A 26,170-nucleotide genomic window follows, 5' to 3' on the forward strand; every position below is an offset into this window, starting at 1 on the left:
CGCGGGCCGCCCCGCTTGGTCCCCTGCCCCCACGACCAACCACCGCCCGGGGGGGGGGGGGGGGGGGGGGGGGCGGGCCCCCCCCCCCCCCACGCTGCTCGGGGCTGCTACGGCTTGCGTGAGGCGGCCGCGGTCTCCAGCTCGCTGCCGACCTTCACCTTCACGCTCCACCGGGCCTCCCGCTGGACCTCGTCGCCCGTTTTGGGGTTGCGGAAGGTGCGCGCAGGCAGCAGGTGCGGCTTAATGCTGAGAAGCCCGGTGATCCGCACCTCCCGGCCGGCGGCGGCCTGCTGGGTGATGACGCCGACGAGGGCGGCGACCGCGTCGGCGGCCATCTCCCGGTTGCCGATCAGCTCGCCGATGGCGGCGATCAGCTCGGTCTTGCCCATGGGCTTGTTCGTGGTGGTGGCCATGTGTGATCCCTTCACGTTGTTGATCGGAATGTACGCTAGCGATTTCGCTAGCAACTAGCGCCAGACCTCAGCCCAGCGTTCGGCTGAGTCGAGCGCGGCGCGATGCCTGGCGGGTACGGGGGCGACGGGGTGGCCAAGGTGGTCGGCGCCCATCGCGGCGCGGTTCAGGGCCGCGGCCTGGCCGCTGGTCAGCCTGCGCTCTTGGCCGTAGCGGTCGGTCAGCCGCGCCAAGACGGTGTCCTCGAAGGGCAGCTGGTCTGTGGCCCGGTTGACGCCGGTGGCGTACGTGAACGCCGTGTCGTCGTCGATCACCGAGATCGGCCGCATGTCACCGACCAGGTCCTTGACGACGTGCCACCACAGGCCGTGGCTGTCCCACCGATTGCTGCCGTCCTGCTCGTCGGGCTGGTTGACCACGACGAGGACGGGGTTGAACTGGGCAACGGTGAGCCCGATGTCGCGCGCCATCCAGGAGTGGCGGCGGATCAGCTCAGGCGTCGACGGGCCGTAGCCCGCCGAGGGGGTGCAGCGGTGGACGGTGATGCCGTAGTCGGTGGTGATGGCGACGTGGGAGGTCGGCAGACCGAGGTGCATGCCGATCACGTGGCCTCTCACGGCCGCTCCTGAGCGGCGAACAGGCGCTCGGCGAAGTCGGGCAGGTCACCCCACGGCGTGCCGCGGTGGTTGGCCTGGTGCAGGCGTTTGAGCAGCCAGCGCGCGCCGGGCGTGAACATGTGCCTGACACGGTTGGGTGCGTTCTGGATGTCGCAGCCGGACGGCAGGTCCTCGACGGTGAGGCCCCGCGTCTGCAGCAGGGCGACCGCGATGCAGGCGTGCGGCTCCTGCTGCCTGCGGTGGGGGGAGGCGCCGGTGCGGCCGGGATGCTCGGCGGCGATCCCGACGAGGGCCCGGATCAGCATGCCGTGGCTGATGGGGTTGTTCCTGCGTCGCCGGCGTCGCGCCGGTGGAGGGCTGTCAGGCGGCGTGGAGTCGGGCATGAGGGGTTCTTCCTTCGAGGGCGGGGATGAGGGGCGAGGCTGTGGGTGAGGGGGCGGGGGTGGCGGGCACGGACGCGTGCGCGGGAGGGAGAGCGGGCAGGTCGTATCCGCGGCCGCCGGGCGCCCTGTGGGGCAGCGGCATGCGGTCGGCGCGGTCAGCGCGGATGGTCAGGATCGGACCGCCGCGGGCGAACCAGCCTGCCGGGTAGGCGGCTGTGACCTGTCTGATCCACTGCTTGGCAGGCCCTGACTTCGGGCGGGGGTGCACGGCGGGCAGCGCCCGCCACCCGGGGTGGGTGTGATCGTGGGCGGCCTCGACGGCCAGGAGCACGTGCCCGAATTCCCGCTCGCTCTCCCAAGTGCAGCCCAGGCACGCTCCGAGGAAGCGGCGCGGGGAGACGCCGGACTGGAACAGCACGGTCGGCAGGTGCTCCTCGGCGCGGATCAGCGGCGCGTGGGCTTGGCCGAGCACGTTGCCGGGATGGGTGATGTAGATGGCCCACACCCCGGTGGGCCGGTGGGTGAGGGAGCGGTAGTGCAGGTGGCGGGCGACTGCGCCGCGCGGCTCGTGGTCGTGGTCGGTCATGCCGGGCCGTCCGGCACGCTGTGCTGGCGGTCCTGCGTGGCGGTCGCCCATGGGTCGTCGGGGAAGGGCGGCTCGTCGGCGAACAGGCCGCCGTGGTCGGCGTTCTCCTCGGCCGGTGGCGGCGTGTACCGGTCGTCAGGGAAGGACTGACAGGCCGGGATGCAGGCGACCCCGGCCGGGTTGCCGCAGTCCATCAGGCACTCGTACGGGTACAGCGTCTGCGAGCAGATCCAGGAGACGGCCTCATCCGCGTGGTGGGTGACGCGGGACGGGCCGGCGTCGCGTCCGGGCAACGGCGGCGGCGCGATCACGTACGCGGGCCCCAGCGGCGTGGTCTCGATGGTGACGTGCGTGATGGGCCCCGAGTGGAACTCTCTCGCACGGCCTGACCGCACGTCGACCGTGCCGTCGGTGTGGAGACGGGTGAACAGCTCCTGCTGGTCCAGGAGGAGGCGGAGGGCGGTGGCTGCCTCCAGCGGAGTCTTGGTCATCGAGGTCCTTCCGAGGGGCTGGTCAAGAGGTGGCTGTTGGCGTCCAGCCAGTCCGTGGCGCGGAAGCGCTGCGCGGTGCTGGGGATGATGGCGACGAGGTAGGCCAGGACGCCTCCGGAGATCGCGCCGAGGAGGGGCGGCAGCATGTGGCGGACGAGTGTCCGGTCAGGGTTCACGCCGAGGATGCGGTCTTCCATGAGGGTGTAGCGGTCCATGACCACGAGCCCGGCCCGGCCGCCCGCATGCGCGAGTCTTGGGCAGGCCAGCAGGGAGAAGACCGCGCAGTCGAGGTGCAGGCCCGGTTCGACGCTGTAGGGCATGTCGCGCGTGCCGACCATGGCCATGGCGCCGGTGATCGCTGTGCCGCAGGTTCCGCACAGGCGGTCACGCATGGCTTCGCGCTGCCGGACGACACAGTTGACGCCGAGGGTGGCTCGTCCCTGGCCGGCGGCGCAGTCGCAGGCCAGCATCCGGCCGAACTGCTCGTCAACGGCGACGGTCTCGGTGCGGCTGTTCCACTCGGCGACCCACGGGACAGGGAATCCGCGATCTTGGGGCAGTGCCGCGATCTGCGGCGGCATGGGAGGCAGGTTGCGCTCCATTGGTCTCCTCGAAGGGTGAGGGGGCATGCGGCGGCGGGTCGGCCGCCGCACGCCGGTGGTTGGTCAGAGGGGTGAGGGCAGCCCGAGCCGGGCGATGATCTTCAGGTTGTCGGGGTCGGGCCTGCCGGGGGTGACGAGCCGGATGTGCGGGCTGCGCGGGTAGGTGAGCGACACGCCGGTCATGACAGACCCGCCGGGGAGCGCGATGGTGTCCATGCGGTAGTCCGCCATCGGGAACCGCACTGCATACCAGGGGTCGGCCGGTTGGCCAGCTCGCAGCGCCATCGGGAGCGGATCCCAGGTGGCGCAGTGGCAGCGCGGGTCACCGCACCGATCCCGATCGGAGCGTGCCACGGTCCGGTACTGGTCCAGGCGGCCCGACAGCATCGGGCACACCTGGACGCTGTAGTCGGCGCACCATCGGTGCTGGGCGGGCTCGTTGACCAGGCCGCGGTCGAAGTCCGCCGGGCGGGCCATCACCACGGCGGTGCCGCGTGGACTGCTGATTTCCTTGCCGCAGAGCTGGCACTGCTGGCCCGCGAGGAAGTCGCCCACGATGCTGTGGTCGACCTCGCCGAGGATCGGTGTGCCGTCGAGGTGGCGCAGGGTGATCTTCGGGACGATGACGCCTCGCCACAGCGGTTCGTCGGCGAGCTGCGGGGGACGGGCCACGTTCACGCCTCCTCCCCCGCGGCCTTGACGAGCGCGGCCTGGGCGGCGGCGGCTTCCTCCTGCTCGGCCAGCTCGGCGGCGAGCTGGCCGACCTGCTCACGCAGCCGCTCCGCGCGCCGGTCGTGGCCGGCCTTGCGGGAAGGGGCGTGGTGGCGGTCGTGCGCGGCGCGCAGCTCGTCCAGGCCGGGCTGCCCCAGCCAGTGCTGGGTGAGCTTGAAGATGATGCGGCGGGTGGCCTGCTCGGTCTTCTCGGGCACCCTGTTGGAGGAGTAGCGTCCGGGGCGGCCGACCCACGGGCCCGACTTGCCGTCCTTGGTGATGTCGTCGGCGTTGTAAGTGCCGTCACCCGCCAGGGTGATGCCGTTGATGGTGGGGGCGCCGGGTCTTGTCAGGCTGCCGTCGCGGTAGTGGTAGTCCTCGCCGTCGCGGGCGTCGCCGTATTGGACGCGCAGGGCGTTGCGGCGGCGGCCTCCCCCGTGGGCGGCGCGGTCGTATTCGAGGCTGTCGGGGCCGATCCAGAACACGCCGACGCGGATGACGGCGTACCGGGTGCGGCCGTGGTCGTCGTGGGAGACGTGGACCCGCAGCGCCTTCGTCCCCTTGCCGCCGGGGCGGGGGACGCTGATAACGAAGCTGTTGGTGCCCTCGACGTGGTCGCCATCGCGGTAGGGGTCGGCGCCGAGCTGGCTGAGGACTTCCTCGATGTCGAGGCCGCCGGCCTCCTTCAGCTGGGTGGCCGCCTCGATGAGGACGTCGCTGCGCGAGGGGATGCGGCCGGACTCGGGCAGGTAGACGGGGCAGGTGGGCGGGCAGTCCTTCGGTCCTTCGGTGCGGCACAGGATGCAGGTGACGCCGTCCTTGGGGACGGTCTGGGAGACGTCGTAGACGGCCGTGCCGACCATCGCGCCACGGCGGCGGCGGGTCACCTCCTCGGTCTCGCCGGTGTCCGGGTTCTCCCGCTGCTCGCGGCGGGTGCCCTTGTAGAGGGATTCGACCCAGAGCGGGACGGCGCCCTCGCGGAGCTGGCGGCCTTCGCCGCCCCACCACTTCTCGCCCTGCACGCGGGTCGCGCCCGGGTCCTGCGCCCACAGCCGCATGCTGTTTGCGAAGGTGTGCCGGTTGTAGTGCGGGAATTGGGCGGCGTACAGCCGGAACTCGTCCAGGACGGCCGGGTTGTCGCGGATCTCGGCGGCGGTCACCTGGCAGGAGGCGGCGGCCCAGGAGTTGCCCATGAGCTGCTGGGCGCGCCAGGCCGCCCACTCCTCGTCGGTCATCTCGGCGGAGCGGCCGGTCTTGGGCCGTTCGATCGGAGGAAGGATCATGCGTGGTGCCTTTCGTGCTGTGTTTCGGGGCGGGGCGAGCCGGCCCAGTGACGCTGGTCCAGCTCGCCCCATGGCGTGCTAGCGGTGTCGCTAGCGGAAAAGAGCGATCACGTCGGGGTGGCGTGTGATCACCCGGTGGTCCAGGCAGCACTCGTCGTGCCGCTGGATGCGCTCGCGCGTCCGTACTGCGCTGCGCCAGGTGGTGCACGGCAGCTCCACGTGGCTGCCGTCGCAGACGACGTGCCACCAGTTGGGGAGCGGCCGTCCAGCGGGGTCGGCGCTGGACAGCCCGCCACGGCGCAGCTCGACCACGACGACGTCGCTGCCCATGACCGCGGCGAGAGTCTCGGGGCGACTGTCGAACAGGCCGGGCAGAGGGGTGACCTCCAGATCGTCGCCGGTCGGCCCGTATGGGCGGACGTCGGCGAGGCGGTAGCCGGTGATCTTCGACCCGGTGCTCACGGCGTCGCCTGTCCGAGCAGGGTCTCGGGGCAGCCGCTCTCGCGTGCGCTGGCCTCGCACAGCCCGTACCGCCAGTCGGGGTTGTGGCTGATGAGCGCCACGACGGACATGTCGGGGCAATTCGGGGAGCAGCCGCACGCCCAGTCCTTCTCACGGGGCAGGATGAGCGGCCCCCATGACCACGACTGATCAGCCGCGGGCGGGTGTCTCTCGGGCGAGGATTCGAGGAGGCTCATGCGGCAGTCGCCTTCCTGAGGTTCTTCTTGCAGACGGGCCCGATCGCCTCGGCGATCGAGTTCGCGGCGGTGAGCTTTCTGCCGCACATGCAGCAGAAGTGGTGCCTCTCGCCGAAGGCGACGGCGTCCTCCAGGGTGATGTGGAGGTCGGGCGTTAGCCGGTCGATCGTGGTGGGGGTGACCGGGCGGCGGTGCAGCTTGCCGTTGCGGACTTCGAGCCGCTTGACGTCCTGCTTGCCGCTGTAGCGGCGGCTGTCCTTGACCGCGTATAGGCGGCCGTCGAGCTTGTAGACGCCCGGGGGGAGCGTCGTGGACGCGATGGTCACAGAAGGTGCCCTTTTCGTGGAGGGCGCGGACCGTTGTGCGGGCCGCGCGGTGCCAGGTGTCAGGCCGCCGGGGCGGCGGCGAGGTGGGTCTTGTAGGTGTCGAGCGCGTCGACGATGGGCCAGGGGGCGTCGATGCCGCGCCAGTTCGGGTGCCGTCGGAAGGTGGTCACCCACCGCTCGAACGGCTCGGGCGCGTAGTGGCCGTCCGTCATCGACAGCCCGTAGGCGATATGGCCCCGGTAGGCGTGCCGCTCGAACGCGTCCGGGTCGAACGTGATGGCCAGGCGCTCGTGGGTGCCGTCGAGCCGGATCAGCGTGACGGGCCGGTGCTGGGCGGCGGCCAGGTCGAGCGCCGCGGCCTCGGTGTAGTAGAGGTGCGCGCCGCGCGGGTCGGTGCGTATCTCCTCGATGACGAACTGGCCGGCGCCTGCGGCGATGGTGCGGACGATCGTGGACATGCTGGTCTCCCTGTTCTCTGCGTTGGTGTCGGGCGACCGGGGTCAGCGGGGCTGGAGGGAGAGCGTGCAGGCGTTGACGGCCTCGACGCTGACGCCGGGCGGGAGCTCGCACGCCGGGATCTCCCAGCCCGATTCAGGAAAGGTGCCGCCTTCGGGCACGTAGAAAGCCCACTCGTGCGGGCCGTCCCAGAAGATCGACCACTGGCGGCCGTCCCACCATTCCTCCATCAGCTTCGGCTCGTCGGCGGCCACTCCGAACTGTCGGGCGATCGCGGCCACCACCTGCTCGGCCTGGGCGCGAGAGACGGTCGTCGGTCCCGCTGTGCCCTCCTGGCGGTCGAGTAGCGCGCGGCCGAGAGTGCAGTCGCGGATGCGGGCGTCAGCGATTGCCTCCGCCGCTTGTGCGGGCCCCCAGCCCTGGGTGCCCAGGAGCGCGATCAGCGCGGCGTGCAGATGGTCGGCCACGGTGTCGCCGCCGCCACTGATGCGAGGGTCGGAATGTGTGTCGGCGCGCCGCAGGAGGGTGAGAAGCCCCTCGCCGAGTTCGACGGGGGTGGCGGTCGTTGTCATGACGGCTCCGTTCGGGCTGCTTCGGTTTCGGATGGCGAGGGCCCGCCTCCTCGGGGTGAAGGAGGCGAGCGGTGTGGTCAGGGGTTGGTCAGGGAGCGACGGGCCATGCCGGAGACATGGCTAGCTCTTCAGCTAGCGCCTAATGGCTGGTGTTCGCGCACGTCGGCAGGCCGTCCGCGGTGCGGCAGACCGCACGGTCGTCGCAGGTACGGCACGTGGCCCGCTGGCGGAGGAGGTCGAGCGCGGTGCCGATCGCGTCGCACGCCAGAGCGAACAGCCGCTGTTTGCAGGCGATGTCGGCGGCGCCGAGCTCGGTCCGCTCGAACGCCAGCCTCTCGTCCACGGCGGCCCGGGCGGCACCGACCAGCAGCAGTTCGATCGTCAGGTGGTCGATGCCGCACACGTTGGGATTCTCGGCGTGGGCGGCAGTGAACGTGGCGATGAGGAGCGCATCGCGGATCGACCCGGTCGTATTCAGGCGCTCGCGGCCGGCGAGGTAGTACGACAGCGGGTTCCCGTCCCGGTAGGTGACGGCGGGCGGCACAGCGTCGGCGTCGGAGGGGACGACCTCGTGTACGTCTTCACCGGCGCTGTCGTCGCCGGTGACCTTCCAACCGTGGCGGTCCAGCAGCTCGTCCAGGTTCGGGGCGTCGTCGTCGAGCTGCACGCCGGTGTCGATGACGGCGACGATGCGCGGGAGCGCCACGAGCATGGTCGTCCCGTCCTCCTCGATGTGCTCCTGGGCTTCGGCCACGACGACCAGGTGGTTCGCGGGCAGGGGGGCGCCGTCGAGGTCCCGCTCGAAGGTGGAGTCGTCGATGGCGATCGCCTGGTAGCAGGTGCTCATGTGGTCCTCTTTTCGGGATGCGGTATCGCTAGTGGGTAGGGGGCGTAGCCAGCTCGTAGGAGCGGGCGATGATGCAGGCTGCGGTTTGCGAGATGCCGAAGTCGTGCGGCAGCAAGACCCAGCCGTCTTCGATCAGATACTGATGCTCGGCCTCCAAGAAGTCCTCGAAGCTCTGATCCGAGGCCGGGCCGTCGTCGCCTTCGTGCAGCTCGTTCTCGCCGTAGTGGTCGAGGGCGTCAGGGGCGAAGAAGTCCTTGTCGGCCTGGTCGCCGCTGAAGTGCAGCATCCAGACATCGCCTCTGGGAGTGATGTCGCCCATGTAGTTCGTCTGGCCGGGCAGGTGGATGGTGAGGTGGTAGACCTCGATGCCGACCGCGAGCTGGGGTGCGTTGCGGGTGTAGAGCCGAGTGATCATTGCCGCTCCCTGGGAGGCGTTTTCCCTGGTCAGTGTGGGTTTTGGTTGGTGCGGGTGATCAGATTTGCAGACTCAGCGCGAGAGTGCAATGAGTCTGAGAGACATTACGGAACTTCACCGCAGAAACGCGTCTAACGCACGCGGAGCGCGTGCGACGCACCCCCCGATATCGGGGGTCGATCTTGGGGACATGCGCTCAGCGACGCACACAGGAGCGCGGAGGGGGTATCGGGAGGGGATCGGTCGGAGTCTCCCCCCGGTGATGGAGAGGGTGTTTCTGGCGCCCGCTCAGGCGGCGCGCTCGCGCGCCCTCTGTCGCTGCCCGGAAATGAGGGCGACCAGTTCCTCCACACTCGGGCCGCCGGGCGCAAATGCAGCCCGTGCGGCCTCCTCAGAGGACAGGGAATCTCGGCGCGCCCTCGCTTCGGCCAGGACGCGGCCAGCAGCGGCGAGCGCTTCGGCGCGGGTTCTCATGATCATTACCGTTCTGTGTGAGCCACACGATCGACACAAAACTACACAAGACCGTGTGGTGCAGGGCTGCCGGGGGCGCGTGCGGCTCCCCCGGTCCTTGTCTGCCTGCTGCTCTACCCTTGCCTTCAAAACAGGCGTGAGAGGGGTTTGCGTGAAGCCTGACGGCGATGGTTCACTCGTTTCATCCCTCGATGCGGTCCTGGAGCGCATCACCTTCGCCAGTGAGGAGACGGGGTACACGATCGCGCGGGTGGCCACCGAGCGGTCGGGGGCGGAGTTGCTGACGGTGGTGGGGCCGTTGCTGGGGGCGCAGGTCGGGGAGTCGTTGCGGTTGCGGGGGCGGTGGACGTCGCATCCGCGCTACGGCAGGCAGTTCGAGGTGTGGTCCTACACCACGGTGTTGCCGGCCACGGTTCAGGGCATCCGGCGTTATCTGGGGTCGGGGCTGATCAAGGGGATCGGTCCGAAGATGGCCGAGCGGATCGTCGATCATTTCGGTACGGGGACGCTGGAGGTGATCGAGCAGGAGCCGCAGCGGCTGGTGGAGGTTCCGGGGCTGGGGCCCAAGCGGACGAAGATGATCGCGGCGGCGTGGGAGGAGCAGAAGATCATCAAGGAGGTGATGATCTTTCTGCAGGGGGTCGGGGTGTCCACGTCGATCGCGGTGCGGATCTTCAAGCAGTACGGGGAGTCGTCGATCTCGGTGGTGCGCGGGCAGCCGTACCGGCTGGCCGATGAGGTGTGGGGCATCGGGTTCAAGACGGCCGACACCATCGCCCAGGCGGTGGGGATCCCCCATGACAGTCCGGAGCGGGTGAAGGCGGGGCTGCGGTACACGTTGTCGCAGGCGGCCGACGACGGCCACTGTTATCTGCCGGCGCCGAACCTGGTGGCCGACGCGGTCAAGATCCTCGACGTGCCGGCCGAGCTGGCCACGCGGTGCATGGAGGAGCTGGCGGCCGAGGAGGGGGTGGTGCGTGAGCAGGTGCCCGCCGGGGACAACAGCGTGCCGGCGGTGTATCTGCCGCCCTTCCACCGGGCCGAGCTGTCGCTGGCCGGCGGGTTGTTGTCGTTGCTGAACAGCGGTCATGACCGGTTGCGGTCTTTCGCCGACGTCGACTGGGAGCGGGCCGAGTCGTGGCTGGCGGCCCAGACGGGCGCCGAGCTGGCGCCGGAGCAGCGTCAGGCGGTACGGCTGGCGCTGACGTGCAAGGTGGCGGTGCTGACGGGCGGGCCGGGGTGCGGCAAGAGTTTCACCGTGCGGTCGATCGTGACGCTGGCCAGGGCCAAGCGGGCCAAGGTGATCCTGGCCGCGCCGACCGGGCGGGCGGCCAAGAGGTTGTCGGAGCTGACCGGGCACGAGGCCACCACGGTGCACCGGTTGTTGCAGCTGAGGCCGGGCGGGGAGGCCACCTTCGACCGTGACAACCCGCTGGACGCCGATCTGGTGGTGGTGGACGAGGCGTCGATGCTGGATCTGCTGCTGGCCAACAAGCTGTTGAAGGCGGTGGCGCCGGGCACGCATCTGCTGCTGGTGGGCGACGTGGACCAGCTTCCCTCGGTGGGGGCCGGGGAGGTGCTGAAGGATCTGCTGGCCGCCGTGGACGTGCCGCGGGTGCGGCTGACGCAGATCTTCCGTCAGGCGCAGGAGTCGGGGGTGGTGACCAACGCGCACCGGGTCAACACGGGCCACCATCCGGTGCTGGCCGGCATGTCGGACTTCTTTCTGTTCCCGTGCGAGGAGCCGGAGGAGATCGCGGCGATGACGGTGGACGTCGTCGCGCGGCGTATCCCGGCCAGGTTCGGGCTGGACGCCCGGCGTGAGGTGCAGGTGCTGGCGCCGATGCACCGCGGCGCGGCCGGGGCCGGGGCGCTCAACATCGCGTTGCAGGAGGCGCTGACGCCGGCCCGGGAGGGCATGCCCGAACGCCGTTACGGCGGGCGGGTGTTCCGGGTGGGCGACAAGGTCACCCAGTTGCGCAACAACTACGACAAGGGTGCGGCGGGGGTGTTCAACGGCACGGTGGGGATCGTCACCGGGATCCGTCCCGACGACCACAGCCTGACCGTGCGCACCGACGAGGACGAGGAGGTCGACTACGCCTTCGACGAGCTGGACGAGCTGGCCCACGCCTATGCCGTCTCCATCCACCGCAGTCAGGGCAGTGAGTATCCGGCGGTGGTGATCCCGCTGGCCACCAGCGCGTGGATGATGCTGCAGCGCAATCTGCTCTACACCGCGATCACGCGGGCCAAGAGGCTGGTGGTGATCGTGGGGTCGCGGCGGGCGCTGGCCCAGGCCGTACGGACCAAGGGCGCCGGTCGGCGGCACACGAGCCTGACCCACCGCCTGGAGCGGCGCTGAACCCTCGCGGGGCAGGAGCGTTGATCGTCGCGTTGACGCAGGTTGACCTGGGGTTGACAGCAATTAGTGATGCAAATGTGACCGAACTCTCCTAAATGCTTCTGCGTCATACATGCAGGAGCATTAAAGTCTTTGGGGTGGGTTTGCCGCCCTGGGGGAGAGGACAGTCTTGAACGTTGCGCCCGCATGGACGAAGTCTGCCGCCGGCCTCGCGCTGCTGGCGGTGGCGGCCCTGACGGCATCCTGCTCGAGCGGGAACGCCGCCTCGCGCGGGCCGGAGGCGCCCGACGCCACCACGGTGGCCACCCCGCAGGCGCCCACCGTCACCATCAGCCCCGCCGAAGGCAGCGCCAAGGTCAGCCCCGACAAGAAGGTCGTGGTCACCGCCGCCGGCGGCGCGCTGGAGGAGGTGACCGTCGACGGCGGCGGCCACACGGTCGAGGGCAGGTTCAACGCCGACAAGACCAAATGGGTCTCCCGGACGCCGCTGAGGCCCTCCACCAACTACAACGTCTCGGCCAAGGCCGGGACCACCGCCGCCACCAGCACCTTCACCACGGTCAAGCCCGAGCGGGAGCTGCAGGTCGCCGACGTCACGCCCAACGCCAAGGGCGAGACCGTCGGCGTCGGCGCCCCGATCATCGTCACCTTCAACCAGCCCGTCACCGGTAAGGCGGCCGTCGAGCGCGCCCTGGAGGTGGAGGCCGAGAAGCCCGTCACCGGCGCCTGGCGGTGGATCAACGACACCACCGTCATCTACCGCACCGCCAAGTACTGGCCCGCCCACCAGAAGGTCACCTTCAACGCCCGCATCACCGGCGTCAAGGCCGGCAAGGGCCTGTACGGCGTGAAGGACTACTCCGCCAGCCTCAAGATCGGCGCCAAGGTCATCAGCAAGGTCAACACCAAGACCCACATGATGTACGTCTACAAGGACAACAAGCGCGTGCAGACCATGCGCATCAGCGCCGGCATGGCCACCACCCGCGAGTACACCACGACCTCCGGCGTGCACTTGACGATGGAACGCGGCAACCCCGTGCGCATGATCTCCCCCGGCCGCAAGAAGGGCGACCCCGGCTACTACGACGTGATGATCGACCACGCCGTGCGCATCTCCAACTCCGGCGAGTACGTCCACGCCAAGGACAACGTCTGGGCCCAGGGCGTGCGCAACGTCAGCCACGGCTGCATCAACTCCCGCCCCGACCAGGCCAAGTGGTTCTACGACAACTTCCAGCGCGGCGACGTCGTGGAGATCACCGGCACCAACCGTGAGCTGGAGTGGAACAACGGCTGGGGCTACTGGCAGCTGCCCTTCTCGCAGTGGAAGAAGGGCAGCGCCCTGCACGCCAAGTCCTGACCGCTCCCCCGCTCCCCCGCTCCCCCTTCCTTTTTCGGGCCGGCTTCCAGCCGCTCACCGCCGCCGGCAGGCGCTGCGGTGAGCGGCCTTTTTTGACGGCCCCGACCGCTGTCGCCAACCGTCCTCGACGGCCCCTCGCCCTCGCCATCAGCGAAAACGCCTCGACGTGTACGAAGGGTTGCCATACGATTACCCAACGTGGGCATTCGTCAGGAACCCTCGAAGGAGAACACGTTGAAGAAGATCCTTCTCGTCCCCGCGATCACCGCCGGGTTCGTCCTCGCCTCGGCCGGCGCCGCTTACGCCTCCCAGTACGTCGCCTACGAAGGCCCCGGCTTCACCGGCCGCTCGGTCGTCCTGGACGCCTGCGGCGTGTCCAACATCCCCTACCACGGCTCCTACAAGTGGTACGGCGACGGCCAGAGCGGCCGCATGTACAACCAGCCCAACGCCTCCGGCGTGATGCACTTCGAACTGGCCTCCAACCGCAACGCCGAGCAGCGCACCCCCGTCGGCTGGAAGAGCATCTTCATCGTGTGCTGACCCGCCGCCCCTGACCGGCCGTCCCCGGGGCACAGGGGGCGGCCGGTTTCGGCATGCGCGCGTACGGGCGGCCCTGGGAGGCACACTTGCCAGTACGACCATCGGCACGCGCGGGGGGCGAGATGGGCAGGAGCGCGAGCACCACGGTCTTGGCGCTGATGTCGCTCTTGGTTTTGGCGGTGTTGTCCGGCTGCGCGGTGCCTCTTTGCCGGGCGCAGGCGAACGGTCGCCTTCTGCCGGCCGTCAGGCATCCTCACCGCCCTCCGCAGCCGCGCCCCCGCCGGGATCGTCCCAGGGGGCGACTCCCCCGCGGACGCAAGGCCCGGCGCAGGACCCCGCGCAGAACCCCGCGCTGGGCCGGGCTCAGGGCCGGACTCCCGGACAGGCGCAGGGAGACGGGCAGCGGCAGGACCTTGGGCAGGACCTTGGGCAGGACCTTGGGCAGGACCTTGGGCACGGCCTCGGGCGGGACCAGGGACAGGGGCGGATGCGCGGGCAGGGGCGGGGTGCGGCGAGCAGTGGATGTGCCGCCACGGCTCGTCGGCTCGCCTCCGGTCCCCACCAGCTGACCGTCGCCGGCCTGACCCGCCGCTACCTGCTGGCCGTCCCCGACGGCCCCGGCCCGCACCCCGTGCTGCTCAACCTGCACGGCCTCGGCTCCAACGCCGCCGAACAGGCCGCCTACAGCCGCCTGTCCCAGGTCGGCCCGAGCCGCGGCTACATCGTCATCACCCCCCAATCGGCGCCCGGACGGCTGGCCTGGACCCTGCCGCACACCGCCGGCCCCGACGACACCGCCTACCTGGCCGCCCTGCTCGACGAGGTCGAACGCCACCAGTGCGCCCAGCCCGGACGCGAGTTCGCCGCCGGCCTGTCCTACGGCGCCGGCCTGGCCGCCTCGCTCGTCTGCGCCCTGGACGGACGCCTGAGCGGCGTGGCCGCCGTGGCCGGCATCCCCATCGCCCAGCCCTGCGCCCACCCCGTCCCGACCACGATCGTCGCCTTCCACGGCACCGCCGACCGCCTGGTCCCCTACGACGGCGGCCACCCCGAGCCCGGCGGCGACCTGCGGCATCTGGCCGCGCTCATCGTGCTGCCCCCGGTCGAGCAGACCATGGACGCCTGGGCCGCCGCCCAGCGCTGCTCCTCCCCCGCCACCAGCCATCCCCTGCGCCGCGTCCGGCTGCGCCTGTGGACGTCCTGCCCGCGGGGAGCCACGCTGCGCCTGTACACGGTGGACGGTGGCGGCCACACCTGGCCCGGCCCCATCGAGGTGCCCCGGCTCGGCGACACCGCCCGCGACCTGGACGCCAGCCGCCTCATCCTCGACGCCTTCGACCGCGCCCCCACCCGCTGACGGGCCCCGGGCGTGATGGGGGGAAGGGCGGCGGACGCGGAAAGGCGGCGGTGAGCCTCCCGGTGCGGGGTCACGGGTTGTGGAAGGCGACTTCGGGGTTGTCCGGGGTGGGCCCGTCGAGCAGGGGTCGTCTGATCTTCTTGAGGTGCTGGTCGAAGAAGGCGGCGACGTAGGCGGGGGTGAGCGTCAGGCCGCGTTCGGCGGCGATGATGCCGGGAGCCGGCGGGGCGATCCTGCTCTGCGGTATGGCCAGGTCGGTGAAGCTGCTGTGCTGGGCCTGGGCGACGGTGAGCCAGCGCTTCCAGCCGCGCAGGGTCGGCCAGGCGCTGTCCCAGGTGTCGTCCTTGCCGGGGCTGTGGTCGCTCTGGCTGCCCATCAGCAGGAAGGGGCGATCGCCCAGGCCGGTGGCGGGGAGGGTGGCGCTGATGGTGCCGTCGAGGTTGATCCCGGCCTTGATCCGCTTGTCGGTCGCCATGGTGGCGGAGGCGGCCTCGCCGCCGAGTGAGTGGCCGGCCATGCCGACGCGTTCGGCGTCGATCAGGTCGGCGCGTTTCCAGGCCGGGTGGCGGCCGGTCAGCCGGTCCAGGACGAAGGAGACGTCCCCGGCGCGGTTCCTGGCGATGGCGGCCTTGCCGCCCTCGGGGGGTTTGGGCTGGTCGCACAGGGGTGCGCAGGTGAGCAGGCCGACGCCGGGGAAGACGGTCCCCGACGATTCGTAGGCGTGGTCGAGCGAGGCGACGACGTAGCCGCGGCTGGCCAGGTCCTCGGCCAGGGAGGTGAGGCTGGCCCGCGGCAGGCCGAGGCCGGGTGAGAGGACCACCAGCGGGCGGCGGCCGTGCCTGGGGGGCGTGCCGGTGCGGGCGTAGGTGCGGATGCCGCTGACGATCTCGGCGGGCAGCTCGGCGCCGGGGGCCTTGCGCCGCAGCAAGGACGCGGCCTCCTCCACCGTCATGAAGGGGGCCGGGGCGCCGGTGGCCGAGCGGGCGGGGTAGTACATCGAGACCATCAGCCGGCGCGGGCCCGATTGCGGCACCCACGGGTCCTTACGGCTGGTGTCGATGAGGTACAGGACGTCGCGGCCGACCGGATCGGGGCCGGTGGGGCGCGGCAGTTCCAGCCGGGCAACGGCCGGGGACGCGGCGGCGACGGGCGTGGCCGTGACGGTCGGCGGGGTGGTCGGCGCGGTGGTCGGCGCGGTGGTCGGCGCGGCGCAGGCCGTGACGGCCAGGGCCAGGCTGGCTGCCAGCGGCCGGAACATCAGGGAGTTCATCGGATTCCTCTCAAAAGCGGTCAGACGTCGCGCCGGTGCACGACGAACATGGCCAGGACGGCGGCGGCCAGCGGCCAGGCCGCGAACACGGCCCAGGAGCCGGCCACCGTGGGCAGGGCGGGATCGTCGCGGAGCTGGGGCAGCCCCAGGCAGGTCCGCCAGACGTAGAAGGGGACGAGGGCGTAGAGGTCGTTGAGCCACTGGTGGACGGTCGGCCGGAAGAACGTCGGCACGATGACCAGCACCGCGCAGACGCACACGACGGCGGCCGCGGTGTGCCGCAGCAGCGCGCCGATTCCCATGCCGACCAGCCCTGACACCGGGGCCAGGAGCGCGTTGGCGGCCAGCACGCGCAGCACGCCGGGATCGCCGGGCCAGGCGGCGACGCCGCGGCCGGACAGGATGGCCTGGCTGACGCCGAAGGTGGCGGCCGAGACGAGCACGCCGGTGGCCAGCAGCACGCCGCCGACGACGGCGAGCTTGGCGGCCACGACGCGGTGACGGGCCGGGACGGCGGTCAGGGTGGTGCGGATGAGGCCGGTGGCGTACTCGCCGACGATCGTCAGCGCGCCCAGGCCGCCCGCCCCGATCATGAGCATGGTGGCCGACAGTCCGCTGAACGCCTCGTTCAAGGGGCTGAACGTGGCCTTCTGCATCGGCGGGAAGGTCGGCCACTCGCGGTAGGCGTTCAGGCTGCTCTGGACGGCGAAGGCGACGATGGCCAGCGGGCCGAGGCCGAGCAGCCAGCGGGTGGAGCGCAACGACCAGAGTTTGATCCACTCGGCGGCCAGCAGGTCACGCATGCGGGCGGCCGTCATCGCCGGTCACCTTCCAAGGCGCGGTAGTCGGCGCGGTAGTCGGCGCGGTCGGCGGTCAGCTCCATGAACGCCTGCTCCAGCGAGGCCCGGCGCGGGGCGAGTTCCCGCAGCACGATGCGCCGCTCGAAGGCGAGCTCGCCGATGCGGGCGGCGCTCAGCCCGGTGACGGTCAGGGCGCCGTCGTCGTCCTGATGCACGCGGGCGCCTGCCTGGGTCAGGACGGCGGCCAGTTCGGCGGGGTCGCCGCAGCGTACGGTCACCGACGAGCCGGTGCCGCGGGCGGCGAACTCGGCCAAGCTCTCCTCGGCGATCAACTCGCCCCGGCCGATGACGACGAGCCGGTCGGCGGTGTGCTCCATCTCGCTCATCAGGTGGCTGGAGACCAGCACGGTGCGTCCTTCGGCGGCCAGGCGGCGGAACAGGCCGCGCACCCAGCGCACGCCCTCGGGGTCCAGGCCGTTGACCGGCTCGTCGAACAGCAGCACCGGCGGGTCGCCCAGCAAGGCGGCGGCGATGCCGAGCCGCTGGCGCATGCCCAGGGAGAAACCGCCCACCCGGCGGCGGGCCACGCCCTCCAGACCCACCTCCCGCAGCACCTCGCCCACCCGGCGGCGCGGCAGGCCGTTGCCGCGGGCCAGCGCCGCAAGGTGCGCCGCCGCGGTGCGCCCGCCGTGCACGTCGCCGGCGTCCAGGAGCGCGCCGGCGTGCCGCAGGCCGGCGCGGTGACGGGCGAAGGGGCGGCCGTCGATGGTGGCGGTGCCGCTGGTGGGCCTGTTGAGCCCGAGGATCATCCGCATCGTGGTGCTCTTGCCGGCGCCGTTCGGGCCGAGGAACCCGGTGACGCAGCCCGGCCGCACGGTGAAGGTCAGCGCGTTGACGGCCGTCACCGCGCCGTAACGCTTGGTCAGTCGGTTGACTTCGATCACGTGGTCAACGGTGTCGCAGGCCGGGCGGGCGGGACATCTGGCCGCGGGCCGGTTCGCGTACCGGCGGGGTGGCCCGCGGGCATAGGCCGGCAGGCCGATGCCCGCGGCGGGGACCGGTGACTACGATCGGCCGGGTGCGCGAACCAACGCCCAGGCCACCCTTGACGCAGCGGCTGCCGCACGGCGTGCGGACGGCGCTGTCGTGGTGCGCCGTGGTGGCCTGCCTGCCGCTGCTGTACGTCGTGACGCTGGCCGACGGCGAGAGCCCGCTGCCGGTGGGCGGGGCGCACCTTGGGTTCGCCACCGCGATGGCGGTCCCGATGGTGTGGGCCCGGCGGCGGCCGTGCGCGGTGCTGGCGGTGCTGCTGGCCGAACTGGTCGTGGCGGTGGCCTGGGCGCAGCCCGCCGAGCGGATCTGGCCGCTGCTGGCGGCGGCCGACCTGCTGGTGTGTCTTGTCACGGCCACGCGTACGCGCCGGACCGGGCTGGTGGCGGCGGCCGCCACGCTGCTCGTTCAGCAGGCGGTCTGGCACGGGACGCTGCTGGCGCAGGGGCTGCGCGTCGCCGCGCCGGGCTTCCTCGCGCTGGCGCTGCTGCTCGTGCTGGGGGTCGTGGTCGCCTGGACGGCGGGCACGACGCTTCGGCAACGACGCGAGTACGGGCAGGCGCTGCGTGCGCAGGCCGAGCTTCAGGCGGTCACGGCCGACCGGCTGCGCATCGCGCGCGAACTGCACGACATGGTCGCCCACAGCATCGGCGTCATCGCCATCCAGGCCGGCGCGGGCGCCCGGGTGATCGACAGCCGGCCGGAGCAGGCGCGCCAGGCGCTCGGCGCGATCGAGGCCGCCGGCCGGCAGACGCTGCAAGGGCTGCGGCACATGCTCGGCGTGCTCCGCGAGCCCCCGGCCGCCGGAGAGCCGGAAACGGGGTCGGGGTCGCCGGTGGGGCTGGCGGGGCTGGCGGACCTCGACCGGCTCGCCGCGACGACCACGGCCGCCGGCCTGCACGTGGACGTGCGCCGCCGGGGCACGCCACGCGAGCTGCCCCCGGCCGTCGACCGGTGCGCCTTCCGCATCGTCCAGGAGTCGCTGACCAACGTCGTCCGCCACGCCGGCGCCCGCCACTGCCAGGTCGTCCTCGACTACGCGCCCGGCGAGCTGCGGGTCGACATCACCGACGACGGGCACGGCACCGCAACCGGCCCCGCCGCGACCGGCCCCGCCACCGTCACGGGATCGCCCGGCAGCGGGTACGGGATCGCCGGCATGCGCGAGCGAGCCGCCCTGCTCGACGGCCGTCTCAGCGCCGGGCCGCGCCCGCAGGGCGGCTTCCGCGTCACCGCCGCCCTGCCGCTGCCACCCCCCGCCCCGGTGGGCGAGAGCGGCCGCGGCACGCACGGGGAGGCACGGTGACCGTCCGCGTCCTGCTCGCCGACGACCAGCCGCTGATCCGCGCCGGGCTGCGCATGGTCATCGACGGCACCGCCGGCGTCGTCGTCGCCGGGAGGCCGGGACGGGAGCCCAAGCCGTCCAGCTCACCCGGCAGCTGCGCCCCGACGTCGTCGTGATGGACATCCGCATGCCCGGCATGGACGGCATCGAGGCCACCCAGACCATCACCGCCGAATCCCCCGGCACCCGCGTGATCATGCTCACCACGTTCGACGACGACGCCAACGTCCACGCCGCGCTGCGGGCCGGAGCCAGCGGGTTCCTGGTCAAGGACATGGCGCTGGAGGACATCCTGTCCGCCGTCCACGTGGTCGCGGCCGGCGACGCGCTGATCGCGCCCAGCGTCACCCGCCGCCTCATCGCCGAGTTCGCCGGCCGCCCCGAACCCCGCCCGCTGCCGCGCGAGCCGCTGGGCGTCACCGCGCGCGAACGCGAGGTGCTGACCCTGGCCGGGCGCGGCCTGTCCAACGCCGAGATCGCCGCCCGGCTGCACATCAGCCCCGGCACCGCCAAGGCCCACATCGCCAGCCTGCTCACCAAACTCGGCGCCCGCGACCGGGTCCAGCTCGTCATCGCCGCCTACGACGCCGGCCTGGTCTCCCCGCAGCACCACGATCGATGAGGGCCCGGCCACCCGGCGCCGCTAGTCTTGTCGCCCATGAGTCAGGTGGGACAGGTGACGGCCCGCGCGCTGCTGCGCAGGCTGGCCGTCGAACAGGCCGAGTGCAGGGTGCCGTCGCTGACGGCGGCGATCGTCCGCGACGGGCGGACGGTGTGGTTCGGCGGCCGCGGCCGCGTCGGCGACGGCCCGCCGACCCCGGCCACCCAGTACCGGCTGGGGTCGATCACCAAGTCGATCGTGGCCGTGGCCGTCATGCGGCTGCGCGACGAGGGCAGGATCGCGCTGACCGACCCGCTGGAGCGCCACCTGCCCGGCACCGCCGCCGGGCAGGCCACCATCGCCCAGCTGCTGTCCCACACCTCCGGCCTGACCGCCGAACCGCCGACCGACTGGTGGGAGCGCACCCCCGGCCTGGAGCTGCCCGACCTGCTCAAGCGGGTGGGCCCCGGCCAGGTCAGGCACCGGCCCGGCCGCCTCTACCACTACTCCAACGTCGGGTTCGCGCTGCTGGGCGAGCTGGTGGCCCGGCTGCGCGGCACCGGCTGGCAGCAGGCCGTGCGGCAGGAGGTGCTGGCGCCGCTGGAGATGAACGCCACCACCGCCCGTCCCCGCGCCCCGCACGCCACCGGCTACGCCGTCCACCCGTGGGCCGACACGGTGCTGACCGAGCCCGAGCACGACGCCGTGGCCATGGGGCCGGCCGGGCAGCTGTGGTCCACCCCGCACGACCTGGCCCGCTGGGCCGCCTTCGTCGGCGGCGACACCGGCGGCGTGCTGTCGCCCGACACCCTGGCCGAGATGCGCGAACCGGCCGGCGTCGCCGACGGCGACTCCTGGACCGCCGGCTACGGGCTCGGCCTGCAACTGGCCCGCGTCGGCGGGCGCCGCCTGGCCGGGCACACCGGGTCCATGCCCGGCTTCCTGGCCACCGTGTGGGCCGACCCGGCCGAACGCGTCGGCGTGCTGTTCATGGCCAACACCACCAGCGGCATGACCGGCTCCCTGCCCACCGACCTGCTCGACATCCTCGACGAGCACGAGCCGCGCCTGCCCGAGGAATGGCAGCCCGCCCCCGCCGACCCCGACCTGCTGGCGCTGACCGGGCTGTGGCACTGGGGGCCCAAGCCGTACGCGCTGCGGCTGCTGCCCGACCGCGGGCTGTCGCTGGCGCCCGTCGACGGCAGCGGGCGCGCCTCCCGGTTCGTGCCCCAGGACGACGGCACCTGGCTCGGGCTGGACGGCTACTACGCCGGCGAGACGCTGCGCGTGGCCGCCGACCACCTCGACCTCAACACGTTCGTCTTCACCCGCGAGCCCTACGACCCGGCCGCGCCGGTGCCGGGCGGGGTGACCGGCTGGCACTGACCCGTCCCCTGCCGGGCCCCACCGGCCCGCATCCGGAGCGTCAGGCAGGAGGGCCGGTCAGGGCCCTTGCCAAGGTGGCGGCCGGGCCGGGCGGCAGCGCGCCGTGCACCAGCTCCACGCGGTGCACCAGGCGCGGCGCCACCAGCGGCACCCCCCGCCCGGCCGAGGCCGGCAGCAGCGTCAGCCCGTGCCCGGCGGCCACCAGGTTGAGCACGGTGTGCACGTCGTCGCCCTGGTAGACCAGCGCGGCGGCGAACCCGTCACCGGCCAGGTCACGCAGGCGCGGCAACGGGCACAGCGGCGTCTGCAGCCAGCGGGCGTCGACGAGGTCGGCCAGCCGCAACGCCCGGCGTCCCGCCAGCGGATGCCCCGGCGGCAACGCCACCACCAGGTCCTCCTCGCTGACGCCCACCGTGGTCATCGGGCCCGACTCCGGCAGGCGCAGCGGGTCGCTGGGCGCGGCGATGCCGTCGGCCAGCCCCAGCTCGGCCTCGCCCTCGGCCAGCAGCTCGGCCAGCCGGTCCCGGTCGCAGGTGCGTACCTCGACCCGTAGCCGCGGCTGGGCGGCGCGCGCCTCGGCCAGCCGTCCGGCCAGCACGGCGTTGACCGCCAGCGGGGTCGCGGCCAGCCGCAGCCGGTGGGCCGGCTGGGCCGCCGCGCGCAGCACGTCGGCGCGCGCCGCCCGCAGGCGCAGCAGCAGCGGCCCCGCGTGCTCCAGCAGCCGTTCCCCGGCCGGGGTCGGCTCCACCGGGCGGCGGCCGAGCAGCGGCAGCCCCAGGTCGGCCTCCAACGCCGCGACCTGCTGGGAGATCGCCGACTGGGTGTAGCCGAGCTCGTGGGCGGCGGCCGAGAAGGAGCGCAGGCGGGCCACCGTCACGAACGTGCGCAACAGATTCGGGTCCATCAGTAATGCTTATAGCAGGTGCAGACATCATCGTTGGCGCTTAAGTGCGGGTGGAGGTCACGATGGAGGCATGAGAATCGCCCTGGTCGCGGACCGTTCACCCAGCGTCCGGTCCCACGCCCGAGTCCCCCGCCTGATCGAGGCGCTGCGCGAACGCGACGGCATCGCCCTGGACCCCTACTGGATCCCCACCACCGAGGCCGACGACCTCGACGGCTTCGACGGCATCTGGATCATGCCCGGCAGCCCGTACGCCAGCGAGGCCGGCGCCGTCAACGCCGCCCGCACCGCCCGCGAGCGGCGCATCCCGTTCCTGGGCACCTGCGGCGGCTTCCAGCACATGCTGCTGGAGTACGGCCGCAACGTGTGCGGGCTGGACGTCGACCACGCCGAGAACACCCCCGGCGCCGAGGCGTTCCTGCTGGAGCCGCTGTCGTGCTCGCTGGCCGGGCACGAGGGGCTGGTGCGCCTGACCCCCGGCTCGCGGATCGAGCAGATCATGGGGACCACGTCCATCGTCGAGGCCTACAGCTGCTCCTACGGCCTCAACGACGCCTACCGCGGGACGCTGGCCGCACACGGGCTCGTCTTCTCCGGCCACGCCGAGGACGGCATGGTGCGGGTGGCCGAGCTGCCCGGCCACCCGTTCTTCGTCGGCACGCTGTTCCAGCCGGAGCTGGCCGGCGACGGGCGGCGTCCGCACCCGCTGATCGCCGCGTTCGCCGCCGCCGTGCAGCGCCACGCCCAGCCCGCCGCCGCGGCGCGCTGAAGGCCGGCACGTACGGGCACGTACGGGCACGTACGGGCGCTGTGGGTCAGCGCGTACCGGCCGGTGCCGGCAGCCGGCCCGTGCGGCGGGCCAGCAGCGCCAGGAGGGCGGCCATCACCAGGCCGAGCACGGTGAGCGAGATCCGGTCGGCGGGCGTCTGGCCGTTGGCGAGCACGCCGAAGGCGGTGTGCCCGACCAGCGCGCCGCCCGCCAGCGCCAGGCTGTGCCGGTCGCCCCAGCCGCCGCGCGCCGCCCACCGCCGTACCAGCAGCGCGGCCACCACGGCCAGCAGCGCCGCGGCCGCCATCGGCGCCGCCACCCAGCCGCCCTGGGTGAAGGCCGGATGCCGGGCCCCGCCGAAGGGGAACAGCAGCGCCAGATACCCGAACGCGACGCCCCCGGCCCCCACCGCCACCAGCGCCGCAGCGGGCACGCCCGCCGACCCGCCCGCCGACCCGCCCGCCGGGGTGCCCGACGGCGGCGGGACGACCCGCAACGCCAGGACGGCCAGCGCCGCCACCGCCAGCAGCAACCCCGCCTGCACCGGCCACGGCGCCAGGTAGCCGGGGTCCATGAAGGCCGCCGTCCAGCGCAGCAGCAGCACGCCCAGCACGAACACCACGCCCGCCACCACCAGCCCGGCCCGCCCCAGGTAGGGGCGGTGACGCAGCGCCGGGAACAGCAGGTCGGCCAGCAGGATCGGCAGCGCCACGCTGAACACCGCGTGGTAGGGGAGGTTCAGCTCGGTGTAGGCGCTGTTGAGGCCCAGGACGCGCGGCGCCCACCCCGCCGCGCCGTACAGGGTGGGGCTGGTCAGCGCCTGCAGCGCCAGCCCCTCCTCCACGATCCCGTACGCCGCCCCCAGCAGCAGCACCGACCCCCACCCGCGACCGGCACGGCGTACCAGCTCGCGGATCAGGACGGTGCCCGCGCCGTAGATCGGCGTCCACACCAGCAGCAGCCACGCCTGGCGCAGCGGCGGATTGCCCAGAGTCAGCTCGGCGACGACCGGGGTGAGCCCGGCCAGGACGAGCGCGGCCCACCGGCCGCGTGCCTGAAGGGAGACCATGCCCCCACGTTCCCCTCCCGCGCGGGGGCGGCGCTGCTGCCTTGCGGCCGGTCCGTGGCCACCGCGGTCGTGCCCCGGTCACGACTTTGGTTGCCACGGCCGTTGACCACGGTTGCCGCCCGGCACAGCGCACGCGGGCTACGATCGGCCATGGTGTTCGGGGCGAACAGCCCGCAGACGGGCGACGAGAAACAGCGTGGGCGGTCGCGGCGGGGGCGGGCCGCGGTTGCCGGAGGGGTCGTGCTCGCCCTGGCCGGCGCCGTCTCGGTGGTGTGGGGAGACCTGGCGCCCGGCACACCCCGCTGGTACCTGTGGGCCGACGTGATCGGCGGCGCGGGGGCGTGCGCGGCGCTGTGGTGGTGCCGACGCCGTCCGGTGGCCGCCGGGCTGGCCGCCGTCGCGCTGGCGATCCCGGCCGCCGCCGCCTCGGTCGCCGCCGGGATCGCCACGCTGGTCGTCGCGCTCTACCGGCGTCCGCCCGCGGCCGTGGCCGTCGGGGCGGCGTGGGTGGCCGCCTCGCTGGCCAGGTTCGCCCTGCGGCCGCCGGGGCTGGCGCCGTACCCGGTGTGGGCGCTGGTCGCGGTGCTGTTCGGCGGGGCGGTCACCGGCTGGGGCATCCTGGCCAGGACCCGCCGTCAACTGCTGGCCTCGCTGGCCGAACGCGCCCGCCGCGCCGAGGCCGACCAGCGACAACGCGCCGAGGAAGCCCGCCGCGCCGAACGCCTGGACATCGCCCGCGAGATGCACGACGTGCTGGCCCACCGGCTGTCGCTGCTGGCCGTGCACGCCGGCGCGCTGCGCTTCAACGCCGCCGCCACGCCCGCCGAGGTCGCCGAGGCGGCCGAGGTCATCCGCGCCAGCGCCCACCAGGCGCTGCAGGAGCTGCGCGGCGTCATCGGCGTGCTGCGCCGGCACCCCGGCGACCAGCCCGCCTCGGCCGAGCGGCCCTCCGCCGAGCCGCCGCCGGCCGGGCTGGAGCCGCTGGTGACGGAGTCGCGGCGGGCCGGGATGCGCATCGACCTGCGTGAACACGGCATCCGCTTCGCCGACCTGCCCGAGCCGACCCGGCGCACCGCCTACCGCGTCGTCCAGGAGGGCCTGACCAACGCCCGCAAGCACGCCCCCGGCCGGACCGTCACCGTCGAGGTGCGCGGCACGGCCGGCCGGGAGCTGACCGTCGAGGTGCGCAACCCGCCGCCCGCCGGGCCGCGGGCGGACCTGGCCGCCACCGGCGCCGGAGCCGGGCTGGCCGGCCTGGAGGAACGCGTCACCCTGGCGGGCGGCCGGCTGGACCGCGGACCGGCCGGCGACGGCGGGTTCCGGCTGGCCGCACGGCTACCATGGCCCCGTGGATGAGTCGCGGAGTGAGCCCGGCCCGATCCGGGTGCTGATCGTCGACGACGACGCGCTCGTCCGCACCGGCCTGACCCTGATGCTCAAAGGCGCACCCGACCTGCGCGTGGTCGGAGCCGTGGCCGACGGCGGGCAGGTCCAGGCCGCGGTCGCCGAGCACTCCCCCGACGTGGTGCTGATGGACATCCGCATGGCCGGCCTCGACGGCATCGAGGCCACCCGGCGGCTGCGCGCCCGCACCGGCGCCCCGCAGGTCATCATCCTGACCACCTTCGACGCCGACGAGCACGTCTTCCGGGCGCTGCGCGCCGGAGCCGGCGGGTTCCTGCTCAAGGACACCCCGCCCGAAGGCATCGTCGAGGCCGTCAAACGGGTGGCGGCCGGCGAGCCCAGCCTGTCGCCCAGCGTCACCCGCCGCCTGATCGCCCACCTGATGCCCGAGGAGGACGACCGGCGGCGCGCCGAGGCCCGCCGCGTGCTGTCGGCCCTCAGCCGGCGGGAACGCGAGGTGGCGCTCGCCGTCGGGCAGGGCAAGCCCAACGCGGTCATCGCCGGCGAGCTGCACATGAGCGTGGGCACCGTCAAGGGCTACATCTCGCGCATCCTGACCAAGGCGGGCCTGGACAACCGGGTGCAACTGGCCCTGGTCGTCCACGACGCCACCTAACGGGCCGGCGCCTCCAGCAGGCGCGCCAGCCTGCGCAGCGAATACCGGGCCAGAGCCGTCACCACCGGACGTGCCACCGGCCACAACGCCCGGCCCGCCGCGCCCAGCGGCAGCAGCAGCTCCTCGGCCCAGATCACCCGGCTGCCGCCCCGCCACGGCCGCACCCGGATCGCGCCCCGCCCGCGCACCAGCCGCCCGGTGTGCTCCATCAGCACGTACGACGGCGGCTCGAAGGCCACGATCGTCATCGTGTCCAGGAACCCCACCGGCCGCACCCCGGTGTAGGCCTCCACCCGGCGCTCGCCCACCTGCCGCGCCGACGTCATGAACATCCATTCGCGGTGCCGCGGCCAGTCGGTGACCAGCGCGAACACCTCCTCCGGCCGCGCGGCCACCTCCACCGCCGCGCCCGCGTACACCGGTCTCATCCCTGGCCTCCTCGTGTGCCGGCTCATC

32 protein-coding genes are annotated in these 26,170 nt (G+C 72.9%); 11 read left to right on the forward strand and 21 right to left on the reverse strand.

The window, feature by feature from the left end; genetic code table 11:
- Positions 1-107: 107 nt before the first annotated feature.
- From ABT158_RS22635 to ABT158_RS22705, 15 genes are all read right to left on the reverse strand, one after another.
- Complete coding sequence (locus ABT158_RS22635; protein WP_352356290.1) at positions 108-413, reverse strand: HU family DNA-binding protein; 306 nt, start codon at positions 411-413, stop codon at positions 108-110.
- Positions 414-467: 54 nt separating this feature from the next.
- A complete protein-coding gene (locus ABT158_RS22640; protein WP_352356292.1) occupies positions 468-1,028 on the reverse strand; it encodes a hypothetical protein in 561 nt (186 codons plus the stop codon).
- On the reverse strand, positions 1,025-1,333 hold the full coding sequence (locus ABT158_RS22645; protein WP_352356294.1) for a hypothetical protein: 309 nt from the start codon (positions 1,331-1,333) through the stop codon (positions 1,025-1,027). Before ABT158_RS22645 ends, ABT158_RS22640 begins: the two co-directional genes overlap by 4 nt.
- Before the next feature lie 55 nt (positions 1,334-1,388).
- The gene (locus tag ABT158_RS22650; protein WP_352356296.1) at positions 1,389-1,997 is read right to left on the reverse strand and encodes a DUF6349 family protein; all 609 of its coding nucleotides are present in this window, start codon (positions 1,995-1,997) and stop codon (positions 1,389-1,391) included.
- Positions 1,994-2,488 (reverse strand): hypothetical protein, encoded by a 495-nt coding sequence (locus ABT158_RS22655; protein ID WP_352356298.1) that lies wholly within the window; start codon positions 2,486-2,488, stop codon positions 1,994-1,996. The genes ABT158_RS22650 and ABT158_RS22655 overlap by 4 nt, the downstream gene beginning before the upstream one ends.
- On the reverse strand, positions 2,485-3,090 hold the full coding sequence (locus tag ABT158_RS22660; RefSeq protein ID WP_352356300.1) for a hypothetical protein: 606 nt from the start codon (positions 3,088-3,090) through the stop codon (positions 2,485-2,487). The genes ABT158_RS22655 and ABT158_RS22660 overlap by 4 nt, the downstream gene beginning before the upstream one ends.
- Before the next feature lie 63 nt (positions 3,091-3,153).
- Positions 3,154-3,768 (reverse strand): hypothetical protein, encoded by a 615-nt coding sequence (locus ABT158_RS22665; protein ID WP_352356302.1) that lies wholly within the window; start codon positions 3,766-3,768, stop codon positions 3,154-3,156.
- Entirely contained in the window at positions 3,765-5,084 is a 1,320-nt protein-coding gene (locus tag ABT158_RS22670; RefSeq protein WP_352356304.1) for a hypothetical protein, read from the reverse strand. The genes ABT158_RS22665 and ABT158_RS22670 overlap by 4 nt, the downstream gene beginning before the upstream one ends.
- Before the next feature lie 90 nt (positions 5,085-5,174).
- Entirely contained in the window at positions 5,175-5,546 is a 372-nt protein-coding gene (locus tag ABT158_RS22675) for a hypothetical protein (protein WP_352356306.1), read from the reverse strand.
- Positions 5,543-5,782 (reverse strand): hypothetical protein, encoded by a 240-nt coding sequence (locus ABT158_RS22680; RefSeq protein ID WP_352356308.1) that lies wholly within the window; start codon positions 5,780-5,782, stop codon positions 5,543-5,545. Before ABT158_RS22680 ends, ABT158_RS22675 begins: the two co-directional genes overlap by 4 nt.
- Positions 5,779-6,108, reverse strand: a complete 330-nt coding sequence (locus ABT158_RS22685) for a DUF6011 domain-containing protein (RefSeq protein ID WP_352356310.1) — start codon at positions 6,106-6,108, stop codon at positions 5,779-5,781. The genes ABT158_RS22680 and ABT158_RS22685 overlap by 4 nt, the downstream gene beginning before the upstream one ends.
- Positions 6,109-6,167: 59 nt before the next feature.
- Positions 6,168-6,566 (reverse strand): hypothetical protein, encoded by a 399-nt coding sequence (locus ABT158_RS22690; protein ID WP_352356312.1) that lies wholly within the window; start codon positions 6,564-6,566, stop codon positions 6,168-6,170.
- Positions 6,567-6,608: 42 nt separating this feature from the next.
- The gene (locus tag ABT158_RS22695; RefSeq protein WP_352356314.1) at positions 6,609-7,136 is read right to left on the reverse strand and encodes a hypothetical protein; all 528 of its coding nucleotides are present in this window, start codon (positions 7,134-7,136) and stop codon (positions 6,609-6,611) included.
- 139 nt (positions 7,137-7,275) lie between these two features.
- Positions 7,276-7,983: a hypothetical protein gene (locus ABT158_RS22700; protein ID WP_352356316.1), complete on the reverse strand. Its 708-nt coding sequence runs from the start codon at positions 7,981-7,983 to the stop codon at positions 7,276-7,278.
- Positions 7,984-8,011: 28 nt separating this feature from the next.
- Positions 8,012-8,398, reverse strand: coding sequence for a hypothetical protein (locus tag ABT158_RS22705; protein ID WP_352356318.1), 387 nt, complete (start codon positions 8,396-8,398; stop codon positions 8,012-8,014).
- A 625-nt stretch (positions 8,399-9,023) separates the two neighbouring features.
- Between ABT158_RS22705 and recD2 the strand changes: the two genes are divergently transcribed.
- The 4 genes from recD2 (at position 9,024) to ABT158_RS22725 (ending at position 14,500) form a co-directional block, all read left to right on the forward strand.
- Positions 9,024-11,237, forward strand: coding sequence for an SF1B family DNA helicase RecD2 (gene recD2 / locus ABT158_RS22710; protein ID WP_352356320.1), 2,214 nt, complete (start codon positions 9,024-9,026; stop codon positions 11,235-11,237).
- Between the two features lie 169 nt (positions 11,238-11,406).
- Positions 11,407-12,600, forward strand: coding sequence for a L,D-transpeptidase (locus tag ABT158_RS22715; RefSeq protein WP_352356322.1), 1,194 nt, complete (start codon positions 11,407-11,409; stop codon positions 12,598-12,600).
- Between the two features lie 234 nt (positions 12,601-12,834).
- Entirely contained in the window at positions 12,835-13,143 is a 309-nt protein-coding gene (locus ABT158_RS22720) for a MiAMP1 family antimicrobial peptide (protein ID WP_352329610.1), read from the forward strand.
- 487 nt (positions 13,144-13,630) lie between these two features.
- Positions 13,631-14,500: a CE1 family esterase gene (locus ABT158_RS22725; protein ID WP_352356324.1), complete on the forward strand. Its 870-nt coding sequence runs from the start codon at positions 13,631-13,633 to the stop codon at positions 14,498-14,500.
- A 70-nt stretch (positions 14,501-14,570) separates the two neighbouring features.
- Here ABT158_RS22725 and ABT158_RS22730 read toward each other — a convergent pair whose 3' ends face one another.
- Genes ABT158_RS22730 through ABT158_RS22740 form a run of 3 tightly spaced genes read right to left on the reverse strand, consistent with a single transcriptional unit; the run spans position 14,571 to position 17,514 of the window.
- Entirely contained in the window at positions 14,571-15,770 is a 1,200-nt protein-coding gene (locus ABT158_RS22730; protein ID WP_352356326.1) for an alpha/beta hydrolase family protein, read from the reverse strand.
- A gap of 20 nt (positions 15,771-15,790) precedes the next feature.
- Positions 15,791-16,588 (reverse strand): ABC-2 transporter permease family protein, encoded by a 798-nt coding sequence (locus ABT158_RS22735; protein ID WP_352356328.1) that lies wholly within the window; start codon positions 16,586-16,588, stop codon positions 15,791-15,793.
- Positions 16,585-17,514, reverse strand: coding sequence for an ABC transporter ATP-binding protein (locus ABT158_RS22740; protein ID WP_352356330.1), 930 nt, complete (start codon positions 17,512-17,514; stop codon positions 16,585-16,587). The genes ABT158_RS22735 and ABT158_RS22740 overlap by 4 nt, the downstream gene beginning before the upstream one ends.
- 134 nt (positions 17,515-17,648) lie before the next feature.
- On the opposite strand from ABT158_RS22740, the gene ABT158_RS22745 reads away from it, so the two are divergent.
- From ABT158_RS22745 to ABT158_RS22760, 4 genes are read left to right on the forward strand one after another with little or no spacing between them, the layout of a single operon-like run.
- Positions 17,649-18,926, forward strand: coding sequence for a sensor histidine kinase (locus tag ABT158_RS22745; RefSeq protein WP_352356332.1), 1,278 nt, complete (start codon positions 17,649-17,651; stop codon positions 18,924-18,926).
- Entirely contained in the window at positions 18,923-19,081 is a 159-nt protein-coding gene (locus ABT158_RS22750; RefSeq protein ID WP_352356334.1) for a helix-turn-helix domain-containing protein, read from the forward strand. Before ABT158_RS22745 ends, ABT158_RS22750 begins: the two co-directional genes overlap by 4 nt.
- Positions 19,060-19,587: a response regulator gene (locus ABT158_RS22755; RefSeq protein ID WP_352356792.1), complete on the forward strand. Its 528-nt coding sequence runs from the start codon at positions 19,060-19,062 to the stop codon at positions 19,585-19,587. Before ABT158_RS22750 ends, ABT158_RS22755 begins: the two co-directional genes overlap by 22 nt.
- Positions 19,588-19,623: 36 nt before the next feature.
- Positions 19,624-20,952 carry a serine hydrolase domain-containing protein gene (locus ABT158_RS22760; protein ID WP_352356336.1) on the forward strand — a complete coding sequence of 443 codons (1,329 nt, stop codon included), beginning with the start codon at positions 19,624-19,626 and terminating at the stop codon, positions 20,950-20,952.
- 40 nt (positions 20,953-20,992) lie between these two features.
- On the opposite strand, the gene ABT158_RS22765 is transcribed toward ABT158_RS22760, so the two are convergent.
- Positions 20,993-21,856, reverse strand: coding sequence for a LysR family transcriptional regulator (locus ABT158_RS22765; RefSeq protein ID WP_352356338.1), 864 nt, complete (start codon positions 21,854-21,856; stop codon positions 20,993-20,995).
- A 70-nt stretch (positions 21,857-21,926) separates the two neighbouring features.
- Between ABT158_RS22765 and ABT158_RS22770 the strand changes: the two genes are divergently transcribed.
- Positions 21,927-22,625: a CTP synthase C-terminal region-related (seleno)protein gene (locus ABT158_RS22770; protein ID WP_352356340.1), complete on the forward strand. Its 699-nt coding sequence runs from the start codon at positions 21,927-21,929 to the stop codon at positions 22,623-22,625.
- A gap of 46 nt (positions 22,626-22,671) precedes the next feature.
- Here the strand turns inward: ABT158_RS22770 and ABT158_RS22775 are convergent, their stop codons facing one another.
- Positions 22,672-23,694: an AF_0692 family protein gene (locus tag ABT158_RS22775; protein ID WP_352356342.1), complete on the reverse strand. Its 1,023-nt coding sequence runs from the start codon at positions 23,692-23,694 to the stop codon at positions 22,672-22,674.
- A 240-nt stretch (positions 23,695-23,934) separates the two neighbouring features.
- Between ABT158_RS22775 and ABT158_RS22780 the strand changes: the two genes are divergently transcribed.
- Both ABT158_RS22780 and ABT158_RS22785 read left to right on the forward strand, forming a co-directional pair.
- Entirely contained in the window at positions 23,935-25,050 is a 1,116-nt protein-coding gene (locus tag ABT158_RS22780; RefSeq protein ID WP_352356344.1) for a sensor histidine kinase, read from the forward strand.
- Entirely contained in the window at positions 25,043-25,714 is a 672-nt protein-coding gene (locus ABT158_RS22785) for a response regulator (protein ID WP_352356346.1), read from the forward strand. Before ABT158_RS22780 ends, ABT158_RS22785 begins: the two co-directional genes overlap by 8 nt.
- Here the strand turns inward: ABT158_RS22785 and ABT158_RS22790 are convergent.
- A complete protein-coding gene (locus tag ABT158_RS22790; protein ID WP_352356348.1) occupies positions 25,711-26,142 on the reverse strand; it encodes an SRPBCC family protein in 432 nt (143 codons plus the stop codon). The genes ABT158_RS22785 and ABT158_RS22790 overlap by 4 nt on opposite strands.
- Positions 26,143-26,170: the final 28 nt, after the last annotated feature.

This window comes from Nonomuraea sp. NPDC001636, from assembly GCF_040298265.1.
Classification (GTDB): Bacteria; Actinomycetota; Actinomycetes; order Streptosporangiales; family Streptosporangiaceae; genus Nonomuraea.